The organism is Streptomyces sp. NPDC127114 (assembly GCF_042677525.1).
Classification (GTDB): Bacteria; Actinomycetota; Actinomycetes; order Streptomycetales; family Streptomycetaceae; genus Streptomyces.
This window is the reverse complement of sequence record NZ_JBHXTJ010000002.1, coordinates 30,461-56,406: the sequence shown is the minus strand read 5'-3', so window position 1 is coordinate 56,406 and position 25,946 is coordinate 30,461. Positions and strand designations below refer to the sequence as shown.

The window sequence follows — 25,946 nt, the reverse complement described above, 5'->3', positions numbered from 1 at the left end:
CCGTTGTCGCGGATACGGGCCAGTCTGCACCCCACCACTGACAACGGCTCCCGGAGTCCGCTCCGCCCCTGGTCAGGGGCGTGTTGTGCGGCTCGGCCGCGCACGCGAGGGGTCAGAACGCCCGGGCGTACTGCGGCGGGAAGGCGAGCTCCGCGCCCAGTTCGCGTGCCGCGCGGCGGGGCCAGGAGGCGTCGCGCAGCAGCTCGCGGCCGAGCAGTACGGCGTCCGCCTCCCCGTTGGCGACGATCTTCTCGGCCTGCTCGCTCTCCGTGATCAGGCCCACGGCGGCGACCGGGAGCCCGGTCTCCTCCTTGACCCGGGTGGCGAACGGCACCTGGTACCCGGGGGCGACGGGGATCCTGGCCGGTCCGCCGTTGCCGCCGGTCGACACGTCGAGCAGGTCCACGCCGTGCTCGCGCAGCAGGGCGGCGAGGCGGACGGTCTCGTCCGCCGTCCAGCCCTGCTCCTCCAGCCAGTCGGTGGCGGAGATGCGGAAGAAGAGCGGCAGCTCCTCGGGCCAGACGGCGCGCACGGCGTCGACGACCTCCAGGGCGAGACGGGTGCGGTTCTCGAAGGATCCGCCGTAGGCGTCGGTGCGCCGGTTGCTGAACGGGGAGAGGAACTGGCCGATCAGATAGCCGTGGGCGCCGTGCACCTCCACGACCTTGAAGCCGGCCGCGAGGGCCCGCCGCGCCGCCTCGCCGAACTGCCGGACCACGTCGCGGATCTGCTCGACCGTCAGCTCGGTCGGCACGGGGTGGACCTCGTCGTACGCGACCGGGCTCGGGCCGAGCGGCTGCCAGCCGATGCCCCGGTCGGCGGCGACGGGCCCGTTGCCCTCCCAGGGCCGCTCCGTCGAGGCCTTCCGTCCGGCATGGCCGATCTGGACGCCCGGCACGGTGCCCTGCGCGCTCAGGAACCCGGTGATCCGGCGCAGGCCGTCGATCTGCGCGTCGTCCCAGATGCCGAGGTCGAAGGGGCTGATCCGGCCCTCGGGGGCGACGGCGGTCGACTCCAGCAGGATCAGGCCGGCGCCGCCGGTGGCGCGGGCGCCGTAGTGCGCGAGGTGCCAGTCGCCCGCGACGCCCGCGCCCGGGCCCGTCGGCTCCGCCGAGTACTGGCACATCGGGGCCATCCAGACGCGGTTGGGGACGGTGACGGACCGCAGGGTGAAGGGCTCGAACAGGGCGGCGCTCATGACGGACTCCGTTTCGGCGTGACAGGTGCTGCCTCGGGGTGGCGTTCGTACGATACGCATCGTAGTACGGCGCCTGTCAAACTACGAGGACTCTCGTACAATGGAGCTCCCATTCCCGAGAGCCGTGGAGCCGCAGCCGTGACGACCGCGACCAACCCCCGGGTCCTGGAACACCCCGAGCGCGAGGACATCCGCCTCGAATCCGTGCTGCACGCCCTCTCCGACGCCGTACGGCTCCGCATCGTGCGCGACATGGCGCGCGGCGAGGGCGCCGAGTTCTCCTGCTCGCACTTCGCGCTGCCGGTCACCAAGTCGACGAGCACCCACCACTTCCGCGTACTGCGCGAGAGCGGCGTGCTCCGCCAGCTCTACCGGGGCACGACCAAGCTCAACACCCTCCGCCGAGACGACCTCGACGCCCTCTTCCCCGGCCTCCTCGACGCCGTCCTCACGGCGGCCGAGTCCCAGGCGGAACGCCTGGGCGAATAGGGCCTGTCCGGCGGATCGTGGCCGGGTCCGCGGCGTCTGGCACGGCACCTCGCCGCGTTGCCGGAGCGCCCCGACAGTTCCTTCCCCAAGCTCTCGGCTTCGCTCGAGCAGGGGAGACCCCATGCACCAGGCGCCGCGGCCTATCCGGCCCTGATCCGCCGGCGCCGCGACGCCCGATGCGCCCGGCCGTTCACGTGCCGGGCCGTTCGGCGCGCACGGTCGCTCGACGGGCCCGGTCGCCGGTCGGCCCCGCGCCATCCGTGCGTCGGACCCTCCCGCGCCCCGGCGGACGTCCGGATCAGCTGATCGGGCCGCCCTCCCTGGTGCGGTCTGCCAGGCCGCCCTCGCCGGGGCGTCGGGCGGCGTCGAAGGCGGGGCCGCCGCGGGCCGCGCCGCGCAGGCCCGTCCAGTCGGGGATCTTCACCGGGCCGCGTCCCAGCGTGCCGCCGAGTGCCGCCTCGGCGCGTTCGATCGCCAGCCAGCCCGTCCAGGGAACCGGCTCGTGGCCGAGGGCGTGCAGCTCCGGAAGCGGGTCCGGCGCGATCGGGCGGCGGGCCAGGGCGGGGGCGTCGGCCAGCAGGGAGGCGACGGTCTCCTTGGCGCAGGGGCGGTTGGTGCCGATCACCCCGGTGGGGCCCCGCTTGATCCAGCCGGCCACGTACTCGCCCGGCGACGGGACTCCGTCCCGCAGCACCCGGCCCGCCTCGTGCGGCACCGTGCCCGTCGCCGTGTCGAACGGCAGCCCGGGCAGCGGCACGCCCTGGTAGCCGACCGCGCGCAGCACCAGTCCGGCCGGGATCTCCTCGTACCGCCCGGTGCCCCGCACCCGGCCCTGCCCGTCGGGCTCGGTCCGCTCGAAGCGGACCGCCGTGACCCGGCCGGCCTCGCCGAGGATCTCCACCGGCCGCAGGAAGAACCGCAGCCGGACCGCGCGGGCCCGCGGCGAGCCCTCGGCGGCGCGCCCGGCCCAGGCCCGTAGGACCTCCACATTGCGCCGGCTCACGGCGGGCAGCCCGTCCGGGGCGGCGTACCCGGGATCGAGGGCGAGCTCCGCCGGATCGACCACGACCTCGGTGTCCGGCAGGGCGCCCAGTTCGCGCAGCTCCTTGGTGGTGAACCGGGCCGCGGAGGGCCCGCGCCGGGCGACCATGTGCACCTCGCGGACCGCGCTGTCCTTGAGCGCCTCGAGGGCGTCCTGCGGGATGTCGGTCGGGCGCAGTTCCTCCGCCCGCCGGACGAGCAGCCGGGTCACGTCCACGGCGACGTTGCCCGCGCCGACGACCACGGCGCCGGCCCGGTCGAGGCCGAAGTCCTCGTGCACCGCGTCCGGATGGGCGCTGTACCAGGAGACGAACTCCGTCGCGGAGAAGCTGCCCCGCAGCTCCTCGCCCGGAATGCCCAGCCGCCGGTCGCGGGCGGCGCCCACGCAGTACACGACCGCGTGGTACAGCTCCAGGAGCCGGGCCGGGGTGAGTCCCCGGGTCCCGACCTCCACGTCGCCGAGGAAGGCGATCCGCTCGTCCTCCAGGACCGTCCGCAGGCTGCCCTGGAGCGATTTGATCTTCTCGTGGTCGGGCGCGACCCCGTAGCGCACGAGGCCGTACGGGCACGGCAGCCGGTCCAGGACGTCGACCCGGATCCCGGGCACGTCGCTCTGCCCGACCAGTGCCTGGGCGGTGTAGACCCCGCTGGGGCCCGAGCCGACGACGGCGACACGCAGCACGGACGCACCCCTTCCCGCCGGGAGACCTCCAGCATGGCACCGCCGGGCCCGTCGGGGGAGTGGGCGTACGCCACCCGCGTAAGCCCGTCCGCGTGAAGCCCACCCGCGCAAGCCCACCCGCGTAAGCCCGTCCGCGTGAAGCCCACCCGCGCAAGCCCGCCCCCGGCCGCCTCCCGTCGGGGCCGCGCTACATCGAGCGCATCCGGTCGATCTCCGCCGACTGCTGGGCGATCACGTCGTTGGCCATCTCCTCGACCAGCACGTTGTTGCCCTGGCTGAGCACGTCCGCCGCCATCGTCACGGCGCCCTCGTGATGGGCGATCATCAGCTTCAGGAACAGGGCGTCGAAGGCCTCGCCCCTGGCCGCCTTCAACTGCGCGAGCTGGGCCTCCGTCGCCATCCCCGGCATGGTGTGGTGGTCGTGGCCGGACTGCGGGCGGGCGCCGCCGTTGTTCTTCAGCCAGCCCTCCATCGCGCCGATCTCCGGCGCCTGGGCCGCCTGGATCCGCTCCGCGACCTTGCGGACCCTGTCGGACCGGGCGCGCTGCGGCGCGAGCGCGGTCATGGTGAGGGCCTGACGGTGATGCACGATCATCATCTGCACGTAGCCGTAGTCGGCGCTGTTGGGACGCTCGTCCGGCATCAGCCGGGCCGCCTCCTCCGGTGAGACCCGCTTCGCGGGCTCGCCCGGCCGCCCCGGAGCGACGATCCCGGGACTTCCGCCCGAACCCCCCGCCCTCGGCGCGGACTCGGTGTCCCCGGATCCGGTCTGGCAGGCGCCGAGGGCGAGCACGGCGGTGGCGGACAGCAGTACGGCGACGGCACCACGGGCGACACGGCGGTTCGGCAACGCGACCTCCACAGGCACGACAGGACGGCGGGCACGACGGCAGTCAGTCAGTCAAGCAGCGTCAACAACAACATCAATCACTCAAACAACATCAATCACCCTGTCAACAGCGGCAGTTCCGCAGGACTTCATGACTTCTCTGTTGCCATCTGTTGAGATGTCCAGGCTAAGGAAGATACTGCCGGGGTCCATTCGTCGTTCGACTGCGAACGAAATCAGAGAGGACTGAGTGACTTCGTGCGTACCACGAGTACCCCGCGTGCACGGATCAGAGGCCTGGGTGTGGCGACCGCCGCGGCGGGCCTGCTGATCGGTCTGCTCGCCGCAGGGCCCGCGGCCGCCACACCCGACCCGGGCGACGAGCCCCTCGGGAACAAGGTCACGGCGGAGCAGGCGGCCGACGCCCGCGCCGCCATCGCGAGCGGTGAGATACCCGGCGTGGACGAGATCGTCCACAGCTCCAACATCGAACACCTCGTCAACATCCCCAAGGACGCCCTCAAGGGCACCAACTCCGACCTCGCCTTCCAGGGCAAGTACGCCTTCGCCGGCAACTACGACGGCTTCCGGATCTTCGACATCAGCGACCCCGCAAACCCGAAGACCGTCACCCAGGTGCTCTGCCCCGGTTCCCAGAACGACGTCTCCGTCTCGGGCAACCTGCTCTTCCTCTCCACCGACTCCTCCCGCAGCGACAACTCCTGCGCCAGCACGCCGCAGCCGGCCTCGGTGAAGGAATCCTGGGAGGGCATGAAGATCTTCGACATCAGCGACGTCGCCAACCCGAGGTACGTCGCCGCCGTCGAGACCGCCTGCGGCTCGCACACCCACACCCTCGTGCCCAAGCGCAAGGACGTGTACGTCTACGTCTCCTCGTACTCGCCCAACGCCGCCTTCCCGGACTGCCAGCCCCCGCACGACGGCATCTCGGTCATCAAGGTGCCGCGGAAGGCGCCCGAGCAGGCCAGGGTCGTCGGCTTCCCGGTGCTCTTCCCGGGTGACGGCCCGGACGGCGGCGGCAACCCCGGCGGGCCCACCAACCCGGGCGTCTCCAAGACCACCGGCTGCCACGACATCACCGTGCTCCCGGGCAAGGACCTGGCCGCCGGCGCCTGCATGGGCGACGGCATCCTGTTCGACATCAAGAACCCCGAGCAGCCCCGGGTGATCGACCAGGTCCAGGACAACGTCAACTTCGCCTTCTGGCACTCCGCGACCTTCAACCAGAAGGCGGACAAGGTCGTCTTCACCGACGAGCTCGGCGGCGGCGGCGCGGCCACCTGCAACGCGACCGTCGGCCCGAACCGCGGCGCGGACGGCATCTACGACATCACCGGCAAGGGCGACCAGCGCAGGCTGGTCTTCCGCAGCTACTTCAAGATCCCGCGCCACCAGGCCGACACCGAGAACTGTGTCGCCCACAACGGCTCGCTCATCCCGGTCAAGGGCAAGGACATCATGGTCCAGGCCTGGTACCAGGGCGGCGTCTCCGTCTGGGACTTCACCGACTCCCGCCGGCCGAAGGAGATCGCGTACTTCGAGCGCGGCCCGATCTCCAGCACCACGCTCGTCGGCGGCGGCTCCTGGTCCGCCTACTACTACAACGGCCACATCTACTCGAACGACCTGGCCAAGGGCTTCGACGTGCTGAAGCTCAGCGACAAGCGCACCGACAAGGCGGAGCGGATCCGGATGGACGAGCTCAACGTCCAGACCCAGCCGGACTACTTCGACGACTTCGACGACTGACCGGACGGACGACCGGACGGCTGTCCGGACGGCAGACCCGACGGATGGCCGGACGACTGACCGGACGGCAGACCGGACGGCAGGCCGGAAGGCAGTCCCGACGACTGACGCGGCAGGCGGTCCGGCAGGACCGTGCGGCCCCGTAACGTCGCCGGCAGCACCGGCGTGCCGTCGGGCGGACCCCCGTCCGGCGGCACGCCCTGCTCCCACTCCAGCCCGTACCGCTGGAACAGCTCGGCCCGCAGCCGGGCCCGCGGCATCGCCGCGCCCGGCAGCAGCTGCGCGAACACCGCGCCCATCAGCAGCGCCCGCAGCAGCGGATAGTCGGCGTCCACGTCGGCGGAGCCGTAGCGGGCCACCGTGTCGCGCAGCAGTGCCGCGAGCCGCTGCTGCTCCGGGCACTGCACGAAGCCCTCGGCCTGCAGGATGCCCGCCATGTGCGTCCGCATGAGCACCGGCCGCTCCTCGGCGAGGCCGAGGATCGCGTCGATCGCCCGCGCGAGCCGCTCCCGGCCGTCCTCCGTGCGCGGTTCGCGCTCCAGCGCCGCCTCCAGCGTGCGGTGCATCAGCCGGTGCACCGCGGACTGGAGCAGCTGGCGCTTGCCGGGGAAGTAGTACGAGATCAGCCCGCGCGCCGAACCGGCCCGCTGGGCGATGTCCCCGAGGGTCGTGGCCTCGTAGCCGCGTTCGGATACCAGCTCCACGGTGGCCGCCAGGATCCGCTCGCGGGAGCGCCGCCGAAGCTCTTCATTGACCGATGCGCTACGCGGGGACATCCTGGACTCCTGCGTTGACTGGCTTCCAGCCAATATACTCAGCGCGTCCTGTCGTCGCGCCCTCGTGGCCGGAGGCGGGGTCGGCCGTCTGTTCTGGGCGACGCGGGGGATCGTCCAGAACAGTCGGCTTCACGACGTTTCTCCCATTCTGCCTCCGGTGTCCTTTCTGTCGGCCGTGGTGGTACGGGTTCCCAGCCGCCGGTACGTGAGGATCGCGACGGCCACGCAGCACCAGCCGAGCAGCCAGCCGCCCAGCACGTCCGAGGGCCAGTGGACGCCCAGGTAGACCCGGGTCCAGCCGACCCCGAGGACCGACACCAGGGCCGCCCCGGCGAGCGTGCCCCAGCCCGGCCGGCTCTCGCGCCAGTGCAGGGCGAGCACCCAGAGCAGCAGCCCGCACACGACCGCCGCCGTCATGGCGTGGCCGGACGGGAAGGCCTCGTACGGCGCCGAGTCCACCGGATCGGGCCAGCTTGGCCGCTCCCGGCCCGTCAGGGCCTTCAGGCCCTGCTGGAGGCCCCAGGCGGAGAGCACGGTGGCGGCCACCCACAGGGCGAGCAGCCGCTCGCGGCGCCACCACAGCACCAGGACCGCGACGGTGACGAGTACGCGCCAGGTGACCGGGTCCCACACCCAGTCGCTCAGGATCCGGTTCAGCCGCGTCAGGCCCGGCTCGGCGACCGCGCTGCGGTGCAGCGCCTCGGACACGTCTCTGTCGAACGCCAGCAGGGGCGGCCATCCCACGGCCACCAGCACGAGCAGCAGCACGGCGAGAACCCCGGACACCACGGCGGAGATGCGCATGGACCGATCCTGCCCGACCGCGATCCGCCGCCGTGCGTCAGGGGCCCGGTGTCCACGGTTGGGTGTCCACGGCCTGGTGTTCGCGGGCTGGTGTCCGCGGTGCAGTGTCCGCGGTGCAGTGTCCACGGCTCGGTGTCCCCGGCTCGGTGTCCACGGCGTGGCCCGGCGGATCGGGGCCGGACAGGCCCTACGGGAGTGCGGTCAGCGCCGGGACGAAGGCCACCAGGACCGGGACCGCCGGGACCAGCGCCGCCGCGGCCGTCAGCCGCAGACGGCGCGCCGCGGTCAGTCGCGGGGTGGCGGTGAGCAGCCGGTTCACCCGCTGCGGAAGGCCGGCGTCCGGGGCCGGTCCCGGGCCGAACACCCCGCGGTCCTCGTTGAGTTCCACCAACGCGAGCGCCACCGTCAGCCGTCCGAAACGGCGCGAGGCCACGTCGTCCGCCGCCAGCTCCACCAGCCGGTGCATCTCGCCGCGGAAGGCCGCGAAGACCGGCACGCCGGGGAACCCGCCCGCCAGCGCCGCCGAGCAGTGCAGCAGCCAGTCGTGCCGCGCCCGGGCATGTCCCTGCTCGTGCGCGAGCACCGCGTCCAGCTGACGGCCCTTGAGTCGGCGCAGCGCGGCCGTCGTGATGACCAGGCGCGGAGCGCCGCCGGGCAGCCACCACGCGTCCGGGCGCTCGCCCTCCAGGACCACCAGGCGCGAGCTGCCCGAGGGCTCCTCGCCGGGCAACAGCGGCGCCCGCACCAGGAGTTCGCAGCGACGCCGGCGGCGGCGGGCCCGTGCCCGGCCGATCTCCCGGCCCAGCATCGCCCCGCTCCACAGCCCGCCGGCCGCGAGCGCCACGGCGAGGGCGGCCGACCACGGCCCGTGCGTCCCCAGCTCGTACGCGTCGATCACCGCGCGCGGCGCGGGCGCGAAGACCTGCCCGCGCACCGCCTGCCAGGCCGCCGCCGCGCTGAACGTCATCGACAGCGCGAAGCTCAGCAGCACCGCGGCCACGACGCACTGCCACACCCACAGCGCCACCACGGGTTCCCGTTCCGCCCAGTCGGCCCGCGCCAGAAGTCGCGGGGCGACGACGGCGGTCAGGACACCGAGCGCGAGCAGCGCGAGGGAGACCAACATGGCGTCAGCCTATGAGCGCGGTACCAGGACGGGGTATGCCCTCGCGGATCAAGTGACGTACGCCACGGTTTGATCGCACCGCGCGTACCCCTCAGAGCGTGAGGAGCATCGCCAGCATCGCGAGCGCCATCGACAGCCGGCACACCAGCGTCAGCTCGGGCCCGGCCGCCACGGCGCCGGCCCGGGGCGCACCGGCGCCCGCCGGGACGGCCGCCGGCACCAGCCGGGCGCCCGAACGCAGCACGTACACGCCGTAGTAGGCGAGCAGCGCGCCCGTCAGCACGGGTATGCCTCCGCCGGCGGCCACGCCGCCGTGCCCCGCACCGTGTCCCCCGTGCGCGCCGGGCGCGGCGGCCATCGCCAGCGCCATGTAGACCATCGCCAGCGAGCCGACCAGATGGTGCAGATGGTGTCCGCCGTGCCGCACCGCGTACCCGAGCGCGTGCAGAGCCGCGATCCCGAACACCCCCGCGTACAGCGTCCAGCTCCAGCCCGGCGGGCTGAGCGCCGCGGCGGGCAGCGCCATCGCGGCCATCCCGAAGCCCATCACGGCCTCGCCGCCGGCCGCCCGGCGCTCCGCACCGGTGCTGCCGCGCACGCGCAGCAGGCAGTACACCCCGCTCGCCGCGCACAGCACGACCAGCAACCACCCGGACAGAGCCGGCCCGTGCACGCCGCACACCCCCCTCCTCGCGGTCCCGACCCGGAGGGCATGCCCGCCCGCCCGAGCACCCACGCGCACGTCAGGACGCGCACGGGTGTACGAGGGGGGAGTGCGGGGAGCGCGCGTTAGGCTCGTGGGCGATCGCGTCCGCCGATCACCAGCGCCCGAGGGGAGACCGCACACCATGGACACCGCCGCGCCCCGGACCACCGGCCCGATCACGTACCGGGAGGCCTCACTGGACGACGTCCCGGTGCTCGTCCCGCTCGTCGAGTCCGCCTACCGGGGCGACTCCAGCCGGGGCGGCTGGACCACCGAGGCGGACCTCCTCGAAGGGCAGCGCACGGACGCCGAGGGTGTCGCCGCCGTCATCACCGCGCCGGGCAGCCGGCTGATGGTGGTGGAGCGGGACGGCGAGATCGTCGCCTGCTGCCAGCTGGAGCACCGGGGTGACGCGGCCTACTTCGGCATGTTCGCGGTCCGCCCCGAGCTCCAGGGCGCCGGTCTCGGCAGGCTGATCATCGCCGAGGCCGAGCGCCGGGTCCGGGAGCTGTGGGACGCGCGCGAGATGCACATGACGGTGATCTCGGTGCGCGCGGAGCTGATCGCCTGGTACGAGCGCCGCGGTTACCGCCGTACGGGCCGGATGACTCCCTTCCCGTACGGCGACGAGCGCTTCGGCGTGCCGCAGCGCGACGACCTGGAGTTCGAGCTCCTGGTGAAGGAACTCGTCTGACGGAGAGCCCCGCCTGACCGGCCGGCCCCCAGACCGGCCTCGGCCGGCGCCCGGGCCGCCGCAGGCCTGACGCTCGCCCCGGCGCCCGGGCCGCCGCAGGCCGGACGGTCGCCCCGGCGCCCCGGCCGTCCGGGGCCGCTCAGGCCGTGAAGCGCCCCGTGCGGCGGATCTCCGGGCGGTCGGTGGTCGCCCCGTCGAGGCCGAGGGCGCGGGCGAGCCGCAGGTCGTCCTGGGTGTTCACCACCCAGCCGACGACCTTGAGGCCGGCCGCGTGCGCCCGCTCGACGGTGTGCAGCGTGAGGTGCCGGACGTTCAGGACGAGCGCCCCCGCGCCCACCGCGAGAGCACGCTCCACCACGTCGTCCTGTCGGCGGTCCGCGACCAGCGCGGTGCGCACGCCCGGGACGAGGCCGCGGATCTCGGCGAGGGCCTCGTCGTGGAAGGACAGCACCTCGACGCGCCCGGTCAGGTCGCGGTCGTTGAGCACCGCGGCGAGCGCGCGGGCCGCGGCGACGTCCTTGATCTCCGCCTGGAGCGGAGCCCGTACCGCGGCCAGGACCTCCTCGAAGACGGGTACGCGCTCGCCGTCGCCCGCGTCGAGCTCCCTCAGTTCCGCGAGCGTCTTGCCCGAGATCGGCCCGGTGCCGTCCGTGGTGCGGTCGACGTCGGCGTCGTGCATGACGACGAGCGCCCCGTCCTTGCTGAGGTGGAGGTCGAGTTCGATGGCGTCCATGCCGGCCCGCTCGGCGTGGACGAAGGAGCGCAGGGTGTTCTCGGGCGCGACGCCCATGACCCCGCGGTGACCGATGGTGAGGAAACTCAAGATCTTCTCGCTTCCGTCGAAGTCCGGCCCCTGCCGTGCCGGGCGCCGGTCGGCTCCTGGCGCAGCCTAACCGCTGGGGACGAAACGGGAAGCGGGCGCGCGGAACCCCGCATTTCTCGGTCCTCCACCGGACCCGACAGGAAAATTCACGGTGACACCCGGGGTCTCACAGGAGAATTTCTCCCTCCCCTCTTGTGGGAGAGATCAGAACGTGGATACCGTGTCCTGACGCAAGGTTCTCCTGTGGAGGAAGAGGAATGACGGAAATTCTTGTGCAGGACGTGACCGGTGGGGGGATAGCCGCCGACACCCCGGTGATCGACCACCCCTCGTGGCCCGAGCTCAAGAATGCCGTGGAGGAGCTCCGCCCCTGGCAGAGCGCGGACGGCTCGATCGACTTCACGGCCGAGGGCGCCCCTGCCCGCGCCCACGCCGAGCAGACCGTCGAGCGCATCGTCGCCGCGGTCGAGCAGCTCTCCCCGCTGCTCCCGCACGACGCGGACTACCACCGCGCGCTCGTCGCCGACCTGCGCAAGTGGGCCGAGGGCGGCTTCGAGGTCCCGGACTTCCTCGACGCGCTGATGGCCTTCCACCCGGCGGCCGACCGCCGTGACGGGCTCCAGCACCTCGTGGTCTTCCCGATGTACACCCAGAACGGCAACCCGGACCGCAACCTCGAGGCGGTCGTGCTGCGCATGGTGTGGCCGGAGTGGCTGTCCGAGCTGGAGGCCACCCGCTACGACAACCCGCTGTTCTGCGGCATCGCCTTCGAGGACTTCACGGCCGGCTACGACACCCACTCGGCCGTCCTCTTCCCGGAGACCATCGCCGTCCGCGAGGCCCCCGAGCGCTTCACCTGGGGCGGCATCTTCTGCGACCGCGAGGCCGCGCGCTTCCGCAAGGTCACCGAGGCCTCCGTCGACATCCTGGGCATCGAGCTGCCCGAGGACATCGCCGCCATGGTCGACGACCAGGAGCGCTGCGAGAAGGCCTTCGTCCTGTGGGACATGGTCCACGACCGCACCCACAGCCACGGCGACCTGCCCTTCGACCCCTTCATGATCAAGCAGCGCCAGCCGTTCTGGATGTACGGCCTGGAGGAGCTGCGCTGCGACCTCACCGCCTTCAAGGAGGCCGTGAAGCTGGAGGCCGAGGGCAACGAGCACGGCCGTGACGTGCAGTACGCGGTGCTCTTCGACCGCATGTTCCGCTTCCCCGTCTCCGGCGACCGCAACCGCAACTACGACGGTCTCGGCGGCCAGCTGCTCTTCGCGTACCTCCACAAGCACGACGTGGTGCGCTGGACCGACAACACGCTGAAGATCGACTGGCAGCGGGCCCCCGAGGTCACCAACCAGCTCTGCGGCGAGATCGAGCAGCTGTACCGCGACGGCATCGACCGTCCCAAGCTCGTCCACTGGTTCAAGGCGTACGAGCTGGTCTCCACCTACCTCGCCCCGCACCCCGGCTCCACCTGGGCCAAGGGTCCCGACGCCCTGGACCTCACGCTCCCGCCGCGCAAGCTCGTGGACGACGTGCTTCCGGACGAGTTTCCGCTCAGCATGTTCTATGAGGCCCTTGCCAAGAAGCTCAAGGGCGTGATCGCCTCCACCAAGGGCATCACCCCCGCGACCGCCGCCCGTACCGAGCGGGCCGCCGCGTGACCGACACGGCAAAGGCAACCGGCGACGCCGCGCCGGACGGGGCGGCACAGGCGAGCGAGCAGGAGGCGACGACCATGATCGGTAACGGCGGAACGCTGGACGGAGCCGTCATCGCGGTCGCGGGCGCGGCCGGCCCGGCCGGCCGGGCGGCCCTGCTCCGCCTCGCCGAGGCGGGAGCGACCGTCGTCGCCTCCGACGCCGACCCGGCGCGGCTCGCCGAGGCGGTCGACGCCGCCCGCTACGCGCACGGCGGCTCCACGGTCACCGGCGACACCGTCGACCTCCTCGACCTGGGCGCCACCCGCGAGTGGGCGGACAAGACCGAGAAGGAGTTCGGCCGGATCGACGGCCTGGTCCACCTCGTCGGCGGCTGGCGCGGAGCGCCCTCCTTCGCCGAGGCCGACCTCAAGGACTGGGACTTCCTGGAGAAGCTCCTGATCCGTACGGTCCAGCACACCTCCCTCGCCTTCCACGACGCCCTGCTGCGCAGCGGCGGCCGCGGCCGCTACGCCCTGGTCAGCCAGGTCGGCGCGCACAAGCCGGTGGCCAACAACGCCGCGTACAACGCCGGCAAGGCCGCCGCCGAGGCCTGGACCCTCGCCATGGCGGACTCCTTCCGCAAGGCGGGGGGCGACGAGGGCCCGCAGGCGGCGGCTGCGATCCTGGTGATCAAGGCACTGGTGCACGACGCGATGCGCGCGGAGCGCCCCAATGCGAAGTTCGCGGGCTTCACCGACGTCAAGGACCTGGCCGACGCCATCGCCGGACTCTGGGACCGGCCCGCACAGGAAGTGAATGGACAGCGCCTGTGGCTGACCCCCAAGCCCTGACCGCGGCCCTGGGCTCCAGGACCGACGCCCGTCGTCACCACGACCCGTCGGTCCGCGGCTTCGCCAGCGACAACTACGCCGGAGCCCACCCGGAGGTCCTCGCGGCCATCGCCCTCGCCAACGGCGGCCACCAGGTCGCCTACGGCGAGGACCAGTACACCGACCACCTGCAGCGCATCATGCACAGCCACTTCGGCCCCACGGCCGAGGCGTTCCCGGTCTTCAACGGGACCGGGGCCAACGTGACCGCGCTCCAGGCCCTCACCGACCGCTGGGGCGCGGTGATCTGCGCCGAGACGGCGCACATCAACGTGGACGAGGGCGGCGCGCCCGAGCGGATGGGCGGCCTCAAGCTGCTCACCGTGCCCACCCCGGACGGCAAGCTCACCCCCGAGCTGATCGACCGGCAGGCCTGGGGCTGGGAGGACGAGCACCGGGCGATGCCCCAGGTCGTCTCGATCACCCAGAACACCGAGCTCGGCACCGTCTACACGGTGGAGGAGATCCGGGCCATCGTGGAGCACGCCCACTCCAAGGGCATGAAGGTGCACCTCGACGGCGCCCGCATAGCCAACGCGGCCGCCTCGCTCGACGTACCGATGCGGGCGTTCACCAACGCGGTGGGCGTGGACGTCATCTCGTACGGCGGGACGAAGAACGGCATGCTCTTCGGCGAGGCCGTGGTCGTCCTCAACCCGGACGCGGTCAGCCACATGAAGCACCTGCGCAAGCTGTCCATGCAGCTGGCCTCGAAGATGCGCTTCGTGTCGGTCCAGCTGGAGGCGCTGCTCGCCAAGGACCTCTGGCTGCGCAACGCCCGGCACGCCAACGCGATGGCCCGGCGGCTCGCCGAGGGCGTGCGCGGCGTGGACGGGGTGGAGATCCTCTACCCGGTCCAGGCGAACGCGGTCTTCGCGCGGCTCCCGCACGAGGTCAGCAGGCGCCTCCAGGAACGCTTCCGCTTCTACTTCTGGGACGAGGCGGCCGGCGATGTGCGCTGGATGTGTTCCTTCGACACCACGGAGGACGACGTGGACGCCTTCCTCCAGGCGCTGAAGGAAGAGATGGCGCGATAGCCCCTGCACTTGCATAGCTATGCGGTCGGACGGAAATCCATTGACTCCCGTCCGGCCGCATTCCTATGCTCGCCGCCCATGGAACTCATCCAGCAGAACCCTGACATCTCCGCGTACCTGACCGCCGACGAGGCGGTCGATCACGGTCATCCCGTGGTGCGCGAGACCTCCGACCGGCTCTGGGCGGAACATCCGGATGCATACTCATACGCCAAGGCGGCCTTCGAGTTCGTCCGCGACGCCATTCCGCACTCCCACGACTCCGGGGACCTGCGCGTCACCTGGCGCGCCTCCGACGTCCTGGAGCAGGGCACCGGCATCTGTTACGCCAAGTCCCACGCGTACGCCGCGCTCCTGAGGGCCCGGGGCATCCCCGCCGCCCTGTGCTACCAGCGGCTCGCGGACGACGACGGCTCGGACCCGGTGATCCACGGCCTCGTCGCCCTGAAGCTGCCGGGGGAGGAGAAGTGGGCGCGGCAGGATCCGCGGGGCAACGTGCCTCCCGGCGTCGACGCCCAGTTCTCCGTGGAGGAGGAGCGGCTGGCGTGGGCCGTCCGGCCCGACTCGGGCGAGGTGGACTACCCGGTGCTCCACGCCGAGCCCCACCCGGTCGTCCTCGCCGTGCTCCAGGCCGCCCCGGACCGGCCGTACCTCTGGCGGACGCTCCCCACGGAACTGTGAGCCGGGCCCCCTACGGAACGGTACGGAACGGTGAGCCGCCGGAGAACTACTTCTCCCTGGCCTTGAGCTCCTCCGGCGTCGGCGCCGTGCCCCCGAGGTGCGCGGGCACCCACCAGGTGTCGCTCGCGTCCTTCGGGCGCACGGGATAGGCCCGCTGAGCCGCCTCCAGGAGCTCCTGGACCCGCTCCCGCAGCCGCCGGGTGATCGCGCCCGCGTACTGGTCCGCCGGCGCCTCGATCGGCTCGCCGACCCGGATCGTCACGGGGATGTGGCTGCGCTTGAAGTTGCGCGGCCGGCCCTTGGTCCAGATCCGCTGGGTGCCCCACAGGGCCATCGGGATCAGCGGCACCCCGGCCTCCTGCGCGAGCCGCGCCGCACCCGACTTGAAGCTCTTGAGCGTGAACGACTCCGAGATGGTCGCCTCGGGGAAGACGCCGACGATCTCGCCCGAGCGCAGCGCCTTCAGGGCGTGCGCGTAGGCGTGCTCGCCCTGGGCGCGGTCCACCGGGATGTGCTTCATGGCGCGCATCAGAGGCCCGGACACCTTGTGCCGGAAGACGGACTCCTTCGCCATGAAGCGCACCAGGCGCTTCTGCGGGAGTGCGGCCAGGCCGGTGAAGATGAAGTCCAGATAGCTGATGTGGTTGCTGACGATCACCGCCCCGCCCTGCCGCGGGATGTGCTCCGAACCCTGAGTGTCGATCTTCAGGTCCAGTGCCTTGAACATGGTGAGAGCGGCACCGATGACCGGCCGATAGACGAGCTCTGCCATGTGGGAGGAACCCCTTACGTCAGTGCCTGAGGAGGGTTCTCCCGGCGAAGTTACGCGGCCGTAGGTTTTCGGCTTTTTGCAGATCGTGCCCCATGTGCGGGCTCGTGACCAGTCCTGGCGGCTTCGTACAGGGAGATTCTCGTCACTCGCGGTGGCCGTGGCGGGAATCGAACGGCGCCGTGCGACGCTGCACAGGGTGCGGCACGCTGCCGGTACGAGCGGAGGAGAAGCGGAGATGACCGAGGTCCTGGGCGCCGCCCAGCTGGGCGCCGAGCTGGGGGAGCGGGCCACCCTGGTCCAGTTCTCCACCGCCTTCTGCCAGCCGTGCAGGGCCACCCGCAGAACCCTCGCCGAGGTCGCCGCCATGGTCGAGGGCGTCGGGCACGTCGAGATCGACGCCGAGGAGCGCCTGGATCTCGTACGGGCACTGGGCGTCGTGCGTACGCCCACGGTGCTCGTCCTGGACCGGACCGGCCGCGTGGTGCGCAGGGCCGCCGGGCAGCCCCGCAAGGCCGACGTCATCGCGGCCCTCGGACGGGCGGTCTGATCCGGTGCCCGGCACGGTCCCTGACGCGGTGACACATCTCCCACATCGCGGTACGCACTTGACTGCACACGTCAACGATCGTCAGTCTGGCGGAATGGTGCCGGAACTCCTTCTCTACGGCCGGGCCCACGTGGACCTGGCCCGCAACGCGAGCGCGCGCTGTCCGGGTGTCTGACGAACCCGCGACCCCTTGCACGCCGCCCTCGCAGAAGGACGACCCCATGACCGTCTCGCCCGAGCTCCGTACGCTCCCGACGATTCCCCCGGCCCCCTCGTTCCCCGGCGTTCCCGCCGCCCCGACCGCGGGCGCGCCCCGGCCCGGCTCTCCCGACCTGCTCCGCTCGGTCTTCCGGCAGCACGCCGCCGGAGTCGCGGTCATCACCGCGCACGGCGACCGGCCGGTCGGCTTCACCGCCACCTCGCTGAACTCGGTCGCCGCCGAGCCTCCGCTGATCTCCTTCGGCGTGGGCACGGGCTCCTCCAGCTGGCCGGTGGTCGCCGAGGCCGAGCACATCGGCGTCCACATACTCGGCGAGCACCAGGAGCAGCTGGCCGCCACCTTCGCGCGCAGCGGCGCCGACCGTTTCGCCGCGCCCACCCGGTGGAGCCGCGGACCCGAGGGCGTCCCGGTTCTCGACGGCGTGCTCGCCTGGCTGGTGTGCCGGGTGGTGGCCCGCGTCCCGGCCGGCGACCACCGGATCGTCATCGCCGAGGCCGTCGCCGGCGACCCGGACGGCGCGGGCCGGCCGCTCCTGTACCACCAGGGGCGCTTCAACGCGCTGCGCGACTGAGAGTTCCCCTGCCGGCCCTCGCCGGCGCGTTGTCAAGGTCACACGGCTGAGCGCTTGCTCAGCGGTAACGAACTGGGTGTACTGACGAGTAATATTCCGGTCGGGGCATGTGGCGCCCCGATCGGAAACCCGCCCTTCAGGCGCCTATGCTGCGAGCAACAAGGCAGCCCAGTTATGACGATGCAGTAGGAGAGCCGGCGTGAGCTTGAGGATCGTTGTCTGTGTGAAGTACGTGCCGGACGCCACGGGCGACCGGAAGTTCGCGGACGACCTGACGGTCGACCGCGACGACGTCGACGGCCTCCTTTCGGAGCTCGACGAGTACGCGGTCGAGCAGGCCCTGCAGATCGCCGAGGAGGCCGACGACGCCGAGGTCACCGTCCTCACCGTCGGCCCCGAGGACGCCAAGGACGCCCTGCGCAAGGCGCTGTCCATGGGCGCCGACAAGGCCGTCCACGTCGAGGACGACGACCTGCACGGCACCGACGTCATGGGTACCTCGCTGGTGCTCGCCAAGGCCATTGAGAAGACCGGCTACGACGTCGTCATCGCCGGCATGGCGTCCACCGACGGCACCATGGGTGTCCTCCCGGCGATCCTGGCCGAGCGCCTGGGCGTCCCGCAGGTCACCCTGCTCTCCGAGGTCAAGATCGAGGACGGCGTCGTGAAGGGCCGTCGCGACGGCGACACCGCCTCCGAGCAGCTGGAGGCCTCCCTCCCGGCCGTCGTCTCGGTGACGGACCAGTCGGGCGAGGCGCGCTACCCGTCCTTCAAGGGCATCATGGCCGCCAAGAAGAAGCCGGTGGAGTCCCTGGACCTGTCGGACCTCGACATCGAGGCCGAGGAGGTCGGCCTGGAGGGTTCGTGGACCAAGGTCGACTCGGCCGCCGAGCGCCCGGCGCGCACCAAGGGCACGATCGTCACGGACGAGGGCGACGGCGGCAAGCAGCTGGCCGAGTTCCTCGCGAGCCAGAAGTTCATCTAAGGCTCGCGCGAGCCCCCCAGACCCGCCCCTCTTCGTTCGCAGGAGACTGAAGTCCCATGGCTGAGATTCTCGTCTACGTCGACCACGTCGACGGAGCCGTCCGCAAGCCCACCCTGGAGCTGCTGACCCTGGCCCGCCGCCTCGGCGAGCCGGTCGCCGTCGCGCTCGGCACGGGTGCCGCCGACACCGCGGCCACGCTGGCCGAGCACGGTGCCGTCAAGGTCCTCACCGCCGACGCCGCCGACTTCGCCGACTACCTGGTCGTCCCGAAGGTCGACGCGCTCCAGGCCGCGTACGAGGCCGTGTCCCCGGCCGCCGTGCTCGTCCCGTCCTCCGCCGAGGGCAAGGAGATCGCCGCCCGCCTCGCCGTCCGCATCGGCTCCGGCATCATCACCGACGCCGTCGACCTCGAGGCCGGTGACGAGGGCCCGGTCGCGACGCAGTCCGCGTTCGCCGCCTCGTACACCACCAAGTCCCGGGTCTCCAAGGGCACTCCGGTCATCACGGTCAAGCCGAACTCGGCTCCCGTGGAGCCCGCCCCGGCCGCCGGCACCGTCGAGGCGCTCGCCGTCTCCTTCTCGGAGAAGGCGCACGGCACCAAGGTCGTCGCCCGCACCCCGCGCGAGTCGACCGGCCGCCCGGAGCTGACCGAGGCCGCGATCGTGGTCTCCGGTGGCCGTGGTGTCAACGGCGCCGAGAACTTCGGCATCATCGAGGCGCTCGCCGACTCGCTCGGTGCCGCCGTCGGCGCCTCCCGCGCCGCCGTCGACGCCGGCTGGTACCCGCACTCCAACCAGGTCGGCCAGACCGGCAAGTCGGTCTCGCCGCAGCTGTACATCGCCTCCGGCATCTCCGGTGCGATCCAGCACCGCGCGGGTATGCAGACCTCGAAGACCATCGTGGCCATCAACAAGGACGCCGAGGCCCCGATCTTCGACCTGGTCGACTACGGCGTCGTGGGCGACCTGTTCGACGTCGTGCCGCAGCTGACCGCCGAGATCACGTCCCGCAAGGGCTGACCTGCGGGTTCTTCATCGGTCCTGGGGCCGCGTGGTGATCTTCACCGCGCGGCCCCCGGCCGTTTCGGCCACCCGTGGACACCCATTGACGCAAGTGGAGGCGGACTACTAACTTCGCTATACGGATTGTTGATTCCGTGCAGCGGAAAACAGGAGGATGTGGGATGGGTCAGCAGGAGAAGGTGTCGACGAGCCTCGCCGGCGCGGTCAGCGAAGGCATCAGCGCCTCCCTCGCCGGGGTCGACGCCGAGCTGGACCGGCGCTACCCGGGAGACCCCGGCACCCGCCAGCCCGTCCACACCGTCTACGTGCCCGGCAACGTCTTCGACGCCGGCACCATCCGCTCCTGGGGCGACCAGGCCCTCGCCGCCCTCGACGAGCACGCCCCCGACGCCGCCACCTTCGCCGCCGTCCTCGGCCTCTCCGACGACCTCGCCGAGGACGTCTACGGCCGCGTCCGCGCCAAGCTGGAGCGCGAGCCCATCGAGGACCTCCGGGTCGACTTCGAGGACGGCTACGGCGGCACGGACGAGGACCGCGACGCCGCCCGCGCCGCCCGCATCATCACCGAGGCCTACGCGGACCTCAGCGCCGCCCCGTACATGGGCATCCGCATGAAGTGCATGGAGGCCGCCGTACGCGACCGCGGCATCCGCACCACCGACGTCTTCCTCACCGGCCTCATGGAGAACGGCGGCCTGCCCGACGGCCTCGTCCTCACCCTGCCCAAGGTCACCTACCCCGAGCAGGTCACCGCCTTCGTACGCCTCCTGGAGGCCTTCGAGAAGGCCCACGGCCTCGACGCCGGCCGGCTCGGCTTCGAGATCCAGATCGAGACCAGCCAGGCCATCCTCGCCGCCGACGGCACCGCCACCGTCGCCCGCATGATCGACGCCGCCGAGGGCCGCGCCACCGGCCTGCACTACGGCACCTTCGACTACAGCGCCTGCCTCGGCGTCTCCGCCGCCTACCAGGCCAGCGACCACCCCGCCGCCGACCACGCCAAGGCGATCATGCAGGTCGCCGCCGCCGGCACCGGCGTCCGCGTCTCCGACGGCTCCACCAACGTGCTCCCCGTCGGTTCCACCGCCCACGTCCACGAGGCCTGGAAGCTCCACTACGGCCTCACCCGCCGCGCCCTGGCCCGCGCCTACTACCAGGGCTGGGACATGCACCCCGGCCACATCCCCACCCGCTACGCCGCCGTCTTCGCCTTCTACCGCGAGGGCTTCCAGACCGCCGCCAAGCGCCTGTCCGCCTACGCCAACCAGGCGGGCGGCGACGTCATGGACGAGCCCGCCACCGCCAAGGCGCTCAGCTCCTACCTGCTGCGCGGCATCGACTGCGGAGCCCTCGACACCGCCGAGGTCGACGCCCTCACCGGCCTCACCCGCGCCGACCTGGACCGCTTCGCCGCCCCGCGGCGCGGCGACCTGACGGCCACCGCCCCGTAGTCCCGGCCCGCGCAGGGCCGCCCCCCGTGCCCCGTACCCTGTACGCGTCCACTTCGGCCGACAGGGAACGGGGCATCGGTGTCATCGGGGGAGTACGAGCGGCTTGCCGGCCGCTACCGGGTCGTGGCCCAGCTCGGGCGCGGCGGCATGGGAATCGTCTGGCGCGCGGTCGACGAGGTCCTCGGCCGCGAGGTGGCCGTCAAGGAACTGCGCACCTACAACGACGCGTCGGGACGCGAACTGGAGGACCTGCGCCTGCGGATGCAGCGCGAGGCACGGGCCGCTGCCCGGGTCCGCCACCCCGGAGTCGTCGCCGTCCACGACGTGACCGAACATCAGGGCCGCCCCGTCATCGTCATGGAGTTCGTCGACGGGCCCTCGCTCGACGGCGTCCTCGCCGAACGCGGCACCATGGAACCCCGCGAGGCCGCCGCCGTCGGCGCCGCCGTCCTCGACGCCCTGGCCGCCGCGCACGAGGCCGGCGTGCTCCACCGCGACGTCAAGCCCGGCAACATCCTGCTCGACACCGGCGGCCGGGTCGTCCTCACCGACTTCGGCATCGCCGCCATGGAGGACCCCGGCGACGGCTCCGCCACCCATCTGACGCGCAGCGGCGAGATCGTCGGCTCGCTCGACTACCTCGCACCCGAGCGCGCCCAGGGGCAGCAGCCGGGCCCCGCCTCGGACGTCTGGGCGCTCGGCGCCACCCTCTACGCGGCGGTCGAGGGCGCCTCGCCGTTCCGCCGCACCTCCACCTGGTCCACTCTCAACGCCATCGTCGTGGAACCCCTTCCGGAGCCCCGCCGGGCAGGCCCGCTCGCCCCGGCCCTGCGCCTGCTCATGCACAAGGACCCGGCGCTGCGCCCGGACGCCCGCACGGCGGCGGGCCTGCTGAGGGCGGTCGCCGAGGGCCGCGAAGCGCACGTCCCGGGTCCCGAGGGCCTCGCACCGGGTGCGGCAACGGCGGCGCAGGGCGCGGCACCGGCACCGGCCGGGTACGGCCCGGCGTCGGCGCAGCACGGCTCGGTGTCGCACGGCGCGGCGCCGCACGGCTCGGCCCGCGGGCCCGGAGACGTACCGAACGCCGTGGGGCCCCCGGCCCCCGGGGCCGCGCACCTGTGGGTGCCGACCGAGCCCGACGCCGTACCGCACCGCCCGGAGGGCTTCGGACCGGCGGTGCCGCCGGCCACGGGGGCGGACGGCAGCGGCACGGTTCCGACGCCGTACGCCCCGGCGCACGTGCCGTACGGCGTCCAGGGCACGCACGGCACCCCGCCGCAGGGGCCGCCGGTCACGCCCGTCGCGCCGGACGCGGTACCGCTGTCGGGACCGCAGACCTCGCCCGTCGCGCCGGGCGCCGGCCGCGCCCGCGGCCGGGGCGGACGAAACCGCTCGTCGGTCCTCGCCGCCGCGGCGGCGGCCGCCGTCCTGCTCGTCGGCGGCGGCGTGACGTACGCCCTCGTCGGCAAGGACGGCGAGGCGGGGCAGGGCCAGGTGGCCGGCGGTCAGGCGCCCACGAGCCCGACCGGCGAGCCCGGCCGGGTCCTCGACCCGGGAGCGCCCGGGGCCACCCCGAGCGCCGGCGGCAGTGGTTCCGCGTCGGCGACGCCGTCGAAGGAAGGCGCCGGGAAGTCCGCCTCCCCGTCCTCGCCCGCCGCCGGCTCCTCGTCCGCACCGGCGCCCTCGGCGTCGCGGACGACCAGGGCGCCCGCGCCGAGCGCTACCGCCGGCGGCGGCTCCGGCGGTGGTACGGCCACGAGCCCCGCGTCCGGCGGCTGCACCTCCCGCGGCGGCGGGAAGTACGACTGCCAGGTGTGGCGCACCGAGAAGACCTACCGTCACGACGGCGGCGAGATGGGCATCCTGAACGCCGGCACGAACTACTTCTACTGCCAGGTGAACCTCGGCCGCCGCGAGACGTACGGCAGCTGGACCAACGTGTGGTGGGCCAGGACCGACGACGACAGCGGCAACACCAACGTCTACTTCAGCGTCGTCTACATCAAGGGCGGCGACAACGACCGCCCGGTGCCGGGCCTGCCCGTCTGCTGACGGGCGGGGCGTCCGCCCGGTGGTGATCGGCCGGGCGGGTCGGTGTGGCGGCCGTGGTCTGCCGGGCGGGCGGGTGCGGCCGGCCGGCCGGTGCGGCCGTGAGCCGCCGGACCCGGGCCCGTCCGGCCGGGATCCGTCGGAAGGGGCCTGGTCCTGGCAGGCGGCCTGCGGTCGGACAGGTCCTAGGCGGCGGGCGGCGGCGGGATCTCGCCCGAGCCGCGGGCGATCAGCCGGGTGCCGAGGACGACCGTCGACGGAGGTTCCTCGATCCCGTCGAGGCGGCGGAACAGCCGTTCCGCCGCCGTGCGGCCCAGGGCCGCCGCGTCCTGCGCGATGACCGTGATGCCGAGCAGGTCCGCGAGTTCGATGTCGTCGAAGCCGACCAGGGCGACCGGGCGTTCGCGGCCCGCGAGCACCCGTACCGCCGTCACGGTGACCCGGTTGTTGCCCGCGAAGAGCGCCGTCACCGGCTCGGGCCCGGACAGCATCGCCTCGGCCGCCGCCGTCACGCGCTCCGGGTCGGTCGGGCCGAGGGACACCCACTCCTCGGCCACGTCGAGCCCGGCGTCGTCCATCGCCGCCCGGTAGCCGCGCAGCCGCTCGGCGGCGGTGTGGATCCGCGGCCGGTCGCCGATGAAACCGATCCGGCGGTGGCCGTGCGCGATCAGGTGCGCCACGCCCGCCCGCGCGCCGCCGAAGCTGTCGGACAGCACCGTGTCCGCGTCGATCCGGCCCGCCGGGCGGTCCACGAAGACCGTGGCGACGCCCGCGCGTATCTCCGGCTCCAGATAGCGGTGGTCGCCGCCCGCCGGGATGACGATGAGCCCGTCGACCCGCCGCGCGCACAGCGCGAGCGCCAGTTCCTGCTCGCGGTCCGGGTCCTCGGCGCTGGAACCGTTGATGAGCAGCGCGCCGTGGGCCCGGGCCACCTCCTCGACGGCGCGGCTGAGCGGACCGTAGAACGGGTCGGCCAGGTCCTCCAGGACCAGGCCGACCGACGCCGTGCGTCCCTTGCGCAGCACCCGCGCGCTGTCGTTGCGGCGGAAGCCGAGCGAATCGATGGCCTCCTGGACCCGGCGCTCGGTGTCGGGCGTGACGCCCGGCTCGCCGTTGACGACCCGTGAGACGGTCTTCAGGCCGACGCCCGCCCGGGCGGCGACGTCCTTCATGGTGGGCCGATTGCCGTAGCGGTGCTCGGGGCGGCGGGCGATGTCGGCCACGGTGCGCGGTTCCTCCGTCATGCGGGTGTCAGGTGTCGGCGGGTGCCGTCCGGTGTCGGCGGATGCCGGTCGGTGCCGGCCGATGTCGGCGGATGCCGGTCGGCGTGGGCGGTGCCGGTCGGTCTCGGCGGGTTCCCGGGGGTGCCTGAGGTTGTCTCGGGGGCCCGGGATGCCCGGGTGTTTTCGGTTGTCGTACGGGGCGGGTGCCCGGCGATTTCGATCTCGATCTCGTTGCTGTCGAGCATAGGGCTGGACAACGTTGTCAGAGGTGGGAAGACTGTAGGTCGCACCGACTGACCGCCCACGGAGACCCGGAGCCCATGCGCACTGACCTCGTCGTCGCCCTCGACATCGGCGGCACCAAGATCGCCGGAGCGCTGGTCGACGCCGGGGGCCGCATCCTCCTCCGGGCGCAGCGGCCCACGCCCGCGCGCGAGGACGGCGAGACCGTGATGGGCGCGGTGGCGGCCGTGCTCGACGAGCTCGCCCGCTCGCCGCTGTGGGCCTCGGCGCGGGCCGTCGGCATCGGCAGCGCGGGACCGGTCGACGCCTCCACCGGCACGGTGAGCCCGGTCAACGTGCCAGGCTGGCGCGACTTCCCGCTGGTCGAGCGGGTGCGCCGGGCCACGGGCGGGCTGCCCGTCACCCTCGTCGGCGACGGCGTCGCCATGACCGCCGCCGAGCACTGGCAGGGCGCCGCGCGCGGCCACGACAACGCGCTGTGCCTCGTGGTGTCCACGGGCGTCGGCGGCGGCCTCGTCCTCGACGGACGGGTCCACCCCGGTCCGACCGGGAACGCCGGTCACATCGGCCACATGAGTGTGGACCTGGACGGCGAGAGCTGCCCGTGCGGCGGCCGCGGCTGCGTCGAACGGATCGCCAGCGGCCCGCACATCGCCCGCCGCGCCCTCGAGAACGGCTGGCGGCCGGGACCCGACGGCGACACCTCCGCCGCCGCGGTGGCCGCCGCGGCCCGCGCGGGCGACCCGGTCGCCGTGGCCTCCTTCGAGCGGGCCGCGCAGGCGCTCGCGGCCGGGATCGCCGCCACGGCCACCCTGGTCGAGATCGACATCGCCGTGATCGGCGGGGGAGTGGCGGGCGCGGGCCCGGTCCTCTTCGACCCGCTCCGGCGCAGCCTCCGCTCGTACGCGACGCTCTCCTTCGTCCAGGGCATCGAGGTCGTCCCCGCACTCACCGGCACGGACGCCGGCCTCCTCGGCGCGGCGGCGGCAGCGACCCCGGAGGGGGCGGCGGAACGGGCGCGGGACTGAGCGCAGGGTTGTGCGCGGGGGCGGGTGGCGGGTGCGCGGGGCACGGGTGCGCTGGTGCGCGGGCCCGGTGCACGCGCCCGGTGCGATGGGATACGGGTGCGCTGGTCCGCGGGCACGGCGCGTGAGCGCGCTCGGCGCCTGCCGGCGGACTGGGTGGGGCCGACGCCAGGCCCCGCGAGCGCGCTCGGGGGCTTGCGCGCGGCAGCGGGTGCACCCGGCGCGCGACTCCGGACGGGCCGCCAGGCGCGCGGCCCGGCTGCGGGCGCCCTGCGCGCGCCGCTCGGGCTGCCCCCTGCGCGACCCGGCGCGCGTCGGGCGCACCGGCGCACGGCCGGTGTCGGGCCGTGCCTCCGCGCGCCTGAGGCGGGGACGGCCGAACGGGGCTACGAACGGTGCCCCCGGCCCCGTAACGTCTCCGGCGAGCGCTGCTCCACGATCACCAGAAAGGTGTCGGACTCCAGGTCCATCACCACCCGCGCGGGCAGCCCCTCGTCGCGCCGTGCGCTCGCGAACTCCTCAGCGGGCCAGCTGCCGCGCGGTCCGCCCGCCGGAAACCGCTCCAGAACCGTACGATCCATCTCCGCACCCCCTCGTGCTCGCCGTTTCCAACGACGGCCGTTCGCGAAGTGTTACGCGCCGGGCACGT

The 25,946-nt window shown here is 73.1% G+C and carries 25 protein-coding genes; 14 read left to right on the top strand and 11 right to left on the bottom strand.

Annotated features, from left to right (window positions below):
• Nucleotides 1–112: 112 nt before the first annotated feature.
• Nucleotides 113–1,198: an NADH:flavin oxidoreductase/NADH oxidase gene (locus tag ACFVGS_RS02470; RefSeq protein WP_385689601.1), complete on the bottom strand. Its 1,086-nt coding sequence runs from the start codon at nt 1,196–1,198 to the stop codon at nt 113–115.
• Nucleotides 1,199–1,336: 138 nt separating this feature from the next.
• Between ACFVGS_RS02470 and ACFVGS_RS02465 the strand changes: the two genes are divergently transcribed.
• Nucleotides 1,337–1,687 (top strand): ArsR/SmtB family transcription factor, encoded by a 351-nt coding sequence (locus tag ACFVGS_RS02465; RefSeq protein ID WP_385689597.1) that lies wholly within the window; start codon nt 1,337–1,339, stop codon nt 1,685–1,687.
• A 298-nt stretch (nt 1,688–1,985) separates the two neighbouring features.
• Here ACFVGS_RS02465 and ACFVGS_RS02460 read toward each other — a convergent pair whose 3' ends face one another.
• The gene (locus ACFVGS_RS02460) at nt 1,986–3,410 is read right to left on the bottom strand and encodes an FAD-dependent oxidoreductase (protein WP_385689594.1); all 1,425 of its coding nucleotides are present in this window, start codon (nt 3,408–3,410) and stop codon (nt 1,986–1,988) included.
• Nucleotides 3,411–3,597: 187 nt separating this feature from the next.
• A complete protein-coding gene (locus ACFVGS_RS02455) occupies nt 3,598–4,260 on the bottom strand; it encodes a DUF305 domain-containing protein (protein ID WP_385689591.1) in 663 nt (220 codons plus the stop codon).
• 237 nt (nt 4,261–4,497) lie between these two features.
• Between ACFVGS_RS02455 and ACFVGS_RS02450 the strand changes: the two genes are divergently transcribed.
• Nucleotides 4,498–6,009, top strand: a complete 1,512-nt coding sequence (locus ACFVGS_RS02450) for an LVIVD repeat-containing protein (RefSeq protein ID WP_384409712.1) — start codon at nt 4,498–4,500, stop codon at nt 6,007–6,009.
• Here the strand turns inward: ACFVGS_RS02450 and ACFVGS_RS02445 are convergent.
• The 4 genes from ACFVGS_RS02445 to ACFVGS_RS02430 all read right to left on the bottom strand — a co-directional run bounded on the left by ACFVGS_RS02445 (nt 5,985) and on the right by ACFVGS_RS02430 (nt 9,388).
• Entirely contained in the window at nt 5,985–6,785 is an 801-nt protein-coding gene (locus ACFVGS_RS02445) for a TetR family transcriptional regulator (RefSeq protein WP_385689588.1), read from the bottom strand. The two genes, ACFVGS_RS02450 and ACFVGS_RS02445, sit on opposite strands and share 25 nt — an antisense overlap.
• Before the next feature lie 129 nt (nt 6,786–6,914).
• Nucleotides 6,915–7,589, bottom strand: a complete 675-nt coding sequence (locus tag ACFVGS_RS02440; RefSeq protein ID WP_385689585.1) for a phosphatase PAP2 family protein — start codon at nt 7,587–7,589, stop codon at nt 6,915–6,917.
• A gap of 187 nt (nt 7,590–7,776) precedes the next feature.
• The gene (locus tag ACFVGS_RS02435; RefSeq protein WP_384409706.1) at nt 7,777–8,715 is read right to left on the bottom strand and encodes a M56 family metallopeptidase; all 939 of its coding nucleotides are present in this window, start codon (nt 8,713–8,715) and stop codon (nt 7,777–7,779) included.
• Nucleotides 8,716–8,806: 91 nt separating this feature from the next.
• A complete protein-coding gene (locus ACFVGS_RS02430; RefSeq protein ID WP_384409704.1) occupies nt 8,807–9,388 on the bottom strand; it encodes a DUF5134 domain-containing protein in 582 nt (193 codons plus the stop codon).
• Between the two features lie 175 nt (nt 9,389–9,563).
• Between ACFVGS_RS02430 and ACFVGS_RS02425 the strand changes: the two genes are divergently transcribed.
• Nucleotides 9,564–10,115 (top strand): GNAT family N-acetyltransferase, encoded by a 552-nt coding sequence (locus tag ACFVGS_RS02425; RefSeq protein WP_384409702.1) that lies wholly within the window; start codon nt 9,564–9,566, stop codon nt 10,113–10,115.
• Nucleotides 10,116–10,254: 139 nt separating this feature from the next.
• Here the strand turns inward: ACFVGS_RS02425 and ACFVGS_RS02420 are convergent, their stop codons facing one another.
• Nucleotides 10,255–10,938: a glycerophosphodiester phosphodiesterase gene (locus ACFVGS_RS02420; protein ID WP_384409700.1), complete on the bottom strand. Its 684-nt coding sequence runs from the start codon at nt 10,936–10,938 to the stop codon at nt 10,255–10,257.
• A gap of 257 nt (nt 10,939–11,195) precedes the next feature.
• Here ACFVGS_RS02420 and ACFVGS_RS02415 point away from each other — a divergent pair, with 257 nt between their 5' ends.
• From ACFVGS_RS02415 to ACFVGS_RS02400, 4 genes are all read left to right on the top strand, one after another.
• Nucleotides 11,196–12,602 (top strand): DUF6421 family protein, encoded by a 1,407-nt coding sequence (locus ACFVGS_RS02415; RefSeq protein WP_384409698.1) that lies wholly within the window; start codon nt 11,196–11,198, stop codon nt 12,600–12,602.
• 74 nt (nt 12,603–12,676) lie between these two features.
• Nucleotides 12,677–13,432, top strand: a complete 756-nt coding sequence (locus ACFVGS_RS02410; protein WP_384409910.1) for an SDR family NAD(P)-dependent oxidoreductase — start codon at nt 12,677–12,679, stop codon at nt 13,430–13,432.
• Nucleotides 13,429–14,508, top strand: coding sequence for a threonine aldolase family protein (locus tag ACFVGS_RS02405; RefSeq protein WP_384409908.1), 1,080 nt, complete (start codon nt 13,429–13,431; stop codon nt 14,506–14,508). Before ACFVGS_RS02410 ends, ACFVGS_RS02405 begins: the two co-directional genes overlap by 4 nt.
• 78 nt (nt 14,509–14,586) lie before the next feature.
• Nucleotides 14,587–15,189, top strand: coding sequence for a transglutaminase family protein (locus tag ACFVGS_RS02400; protein WP_385689579.1), 603 nt, complete (start codon nt 14,587–14,589; stop codon nt 15,187–15,189).
• A gap of 46 nt (nt 15,190–15,235) precedes the next feature.
• On the opposite strand, the gene ACFVGS_RS02395 is transcribed toward ACFVGS_RS02400, so the two are convergent.
• Nucleotides 15,236–15,961, bottom strand: coding sequence for a lysophospholipid acyltransferase family protein (locus tag ACFVGS_RS02395; protein ID WP_384409694.1), 726 nt, complete (start codon nt 15,959–15,961; stop codon nt 15,236–15,238).
• Between the two features lie 235 nt (nt 15,962–16,196).
• On the opposite strand from ACFVGS_RS02395, the gene ACFVGS_RS02390 reads away from it, so the two are divergent.
• From ACFVGS_RS02390 to ACFVGS_RS02365, 6 genes are all read left to right on the top strand, one after another.
• Nucleotides 16,197–16,508, top strand: coding sequence for a TlpA family protein disulfide reductase (locus tag ACFVGS_RS02390; protein WP_385689576.1), 312 nt, complete (start codon nt 16,197–16,199; stop codon nt 16,506–16,508).
• A 221-nt stretch (nt 16,509–16,729) separates the two neighbouring features.
• The gene (locus ACFVGS_RS02385) at nt 16,730–17,299 is read left to right on the top strand and encodes a flavin reductase family protein (protein WP_384409690.1); all 570 of its coding nucleotides are present in this window, start codon (nt 16,730–16,732) and stop codon (nt 17,297–17,299) included.
• Nucleotides 17,300–17,498: 199 nt separating this feature from the next.
• Nucleotides 17,499–18,284, top strand: a complete 786-nt coding sequence (locus ACFVGS_RS02380) for an electron transfer flavoprotein subunit beta/FixA family protein (protein WP_384409688.1) — start codon at nt 17,499–17,501, stop codon at nt 18,282–18,284.
• Between the two features lie 56 nt (nt 18,285–18,340).
• On the top strand, nt 18,341–19,303 hold the full coding sequence (locus ACFVGS_RS02375; protein WP_385689572.1) for an electron transfer flavoprotein subunit alpha/FixB family protein: 963 nt from the start codon (nt 18,341–18,343) through the stop codon (nt 19,301–19,303).
• A gap of 164 nt (nt 19,304–19,467) precedes the next feature.
• Nucleotides 19,468–20,757 carry a DUF6986 family protein gene (locus ACFVGS_RS02370; RefSeq protein ID WP_384409684.1) on the top strand — a complete coding sequence of 430 codons (1,290 nt, stop codon included), beginning with the start codon at nt 19,468–19,470 and terminating at the stop codon, nt 20,755–20,757.
• Between the two features lie 78 nt (nt 20,758–20,835).
• A complete protein-coding gene (locus tag ACFVGS_RS02365) occupies nt 20,836–22,809 on the top strand; it encodes a protein kinase (protein ID WP_385689569.1) in 1,974 nt (657 codons plus the stop codon).
• 182 nt (nt 22,810–22,991) lie between these two features.
• Here ACFVGS_RS02365 and ACFVGS_RS02360 read toward each other — a convergent pair whose 3' ends face one another.
• Nucleotides 22,992–24,029, bottom strand: coding sequence for a LacI family DNA-binding transcriptional regulator (locus ACFVGS_RS02360; protein ID WP_384409907.1), 1,038 nt, complete (start codon nt 24,027–24,029; stop codon nt 22,992–22,994).
• Between the two features lie 320 nt (nt 24,030–24,349).
• Between ACFVGS_RS02360 and ACFVGS_RS02355 the strand changes: the two genes are divergently transcribed.
• Nucleotides 24,350–25,300 (top strand): ROK family protein, encoded by a 951-nt coding sequence (locus ACFVGS_RS02355; protein WP_384409680.1) that lies wholly within the window; start codon nt 24,350–24,352, stop codon nt 25,298–25,300.
• A 383-nt stretch (nt 25,301–25,683) separates the two neighbouring features.
• Here the strand turns inward: ACFVGS_RS02355 and ACFVGS_RS02350 are convergent, their stop codons facing one another.
• Nucleotides 25,684–25,878, bottom strand: a complete 195-nt coding sequence (locus ACFVGS_RS02350; protein ID WP_384409678.1) for a hypothetical protein — start codon at nt 25,876–25,878, stop codon at nt 25,684–25,686.
• Nucleotides 25,879–25,946: the final 68 nt, after the last annotated feature.

Bases quoted from the DNA above. Each gene is read 5' to 3' on its own strand.
- ACFVGS_RS02370 (WP_384409684.1), top strand. From the start codon at position 19,468: ATGGGTCAGCAGGAGAAGGTGTCGACGAGCCTCGCCGGCGCGGTCAGC.
- ACFVGS_RS02385 (WP_384409690.1), top strand. From the start codon at position 16,730: ATGACCGTCTCGCCCGAGCTCCGTACGCTCCCGACGATTCCCCCGGCC.
- ACFVGS_RS02415 (WP_384409698.1), top strand. From the start codon at position 11,196: ATGACGGAAATTCTTGTGCAGGACGTGACCGGTGGGGGGATAGCCGCC.
- ACFVGS_RS02375 (WP_385689572.1), top strand. From the start codon at position 18,341: ATGGCTGAGATTCTCGTCTACGTCGACCACGTCGACGGAGCCGTCCGC.
- ACFVGS_RS02395 (WP_384409694.1), bottom strand. From the start codon at position 15,961: ATGGCAGAGCTCGTCTATCGGCCGGTCATCGGTGCCGCTCTCACCATG.
- ACFVGS_RS02440 (WP_385689585.1), bottom strand. From the start codon at position 7,589: ATGCGCATCTCCGCCGTGGTGTCCGGGGTTCTCGCCGTGCTGCTGCTC.
- ACFVGS_RS02355 (WP_384409680.1), top strand. From the start codon at position 24,350: ATGCGCACTGACCTCGTCGTCGCCCTCGACATCGGCGGCACCAAGATC.
- ACFVGS_RS02470 (WP_385689601.1), bottom strand. From the start codon at position 1,198: ATGAGCGCCGCCCTGTTCGAGCCCTTCACCCTGCGGTCCGTCACCGTC.
- ACFVGS_RS02390 (WP_385689576.1), top strand. From the start codon at position 16,197: ATGACCGAGGTCCTGGGCGCCGCCCAGCTGGGCGCCGAGCTGGGGGAG.
- ACFVGS_RS02350 (WP_384409678.1), bottom strand. From the start codon at position 25,878: ATGGATCGTACGGTTCTGGAGCGGTTTCCGGCGGGCGGACCGCGCGGC.
- ACFVGS_RS02435 (WP_384409706.1), bottom strand. From the start codon at position 8,715: ATGTTGGTCTCCCTCGCGCTGCTCGCGCTCGGTGTCCTGACCGCCGTC.
- ACFVGS_RS02400 (WP_385689579.1), top strand. From the start codon at position 14,587: ATGGAACTCATCCAGCAGAACCCTGACATCTCCGCGTACCTGACCGCC.
- ACFVGS_RS02445 (WP_385689588.1), bottom strand. From the start codon at position 6,785: ATGTCCCCGCGTAGCGCATCGGTCAATGAAGAGCTTCGGCGGCGCTCC.
- ACFVGS_RS02425 (WP_384409702.1), top strand. From the start codon at position 9,564: ATGGACACCGCCGCGCCCCGGACCACCGGCCCGATCACGTACCGGGAG.
- ACFVGS_RS02410 (WP_384409910.1), top strand. From the start codon at position 12,677: ATGATCGGTAACGGCGGAACGCTGGACGGAGCCGTCATCGCGGTCGCG.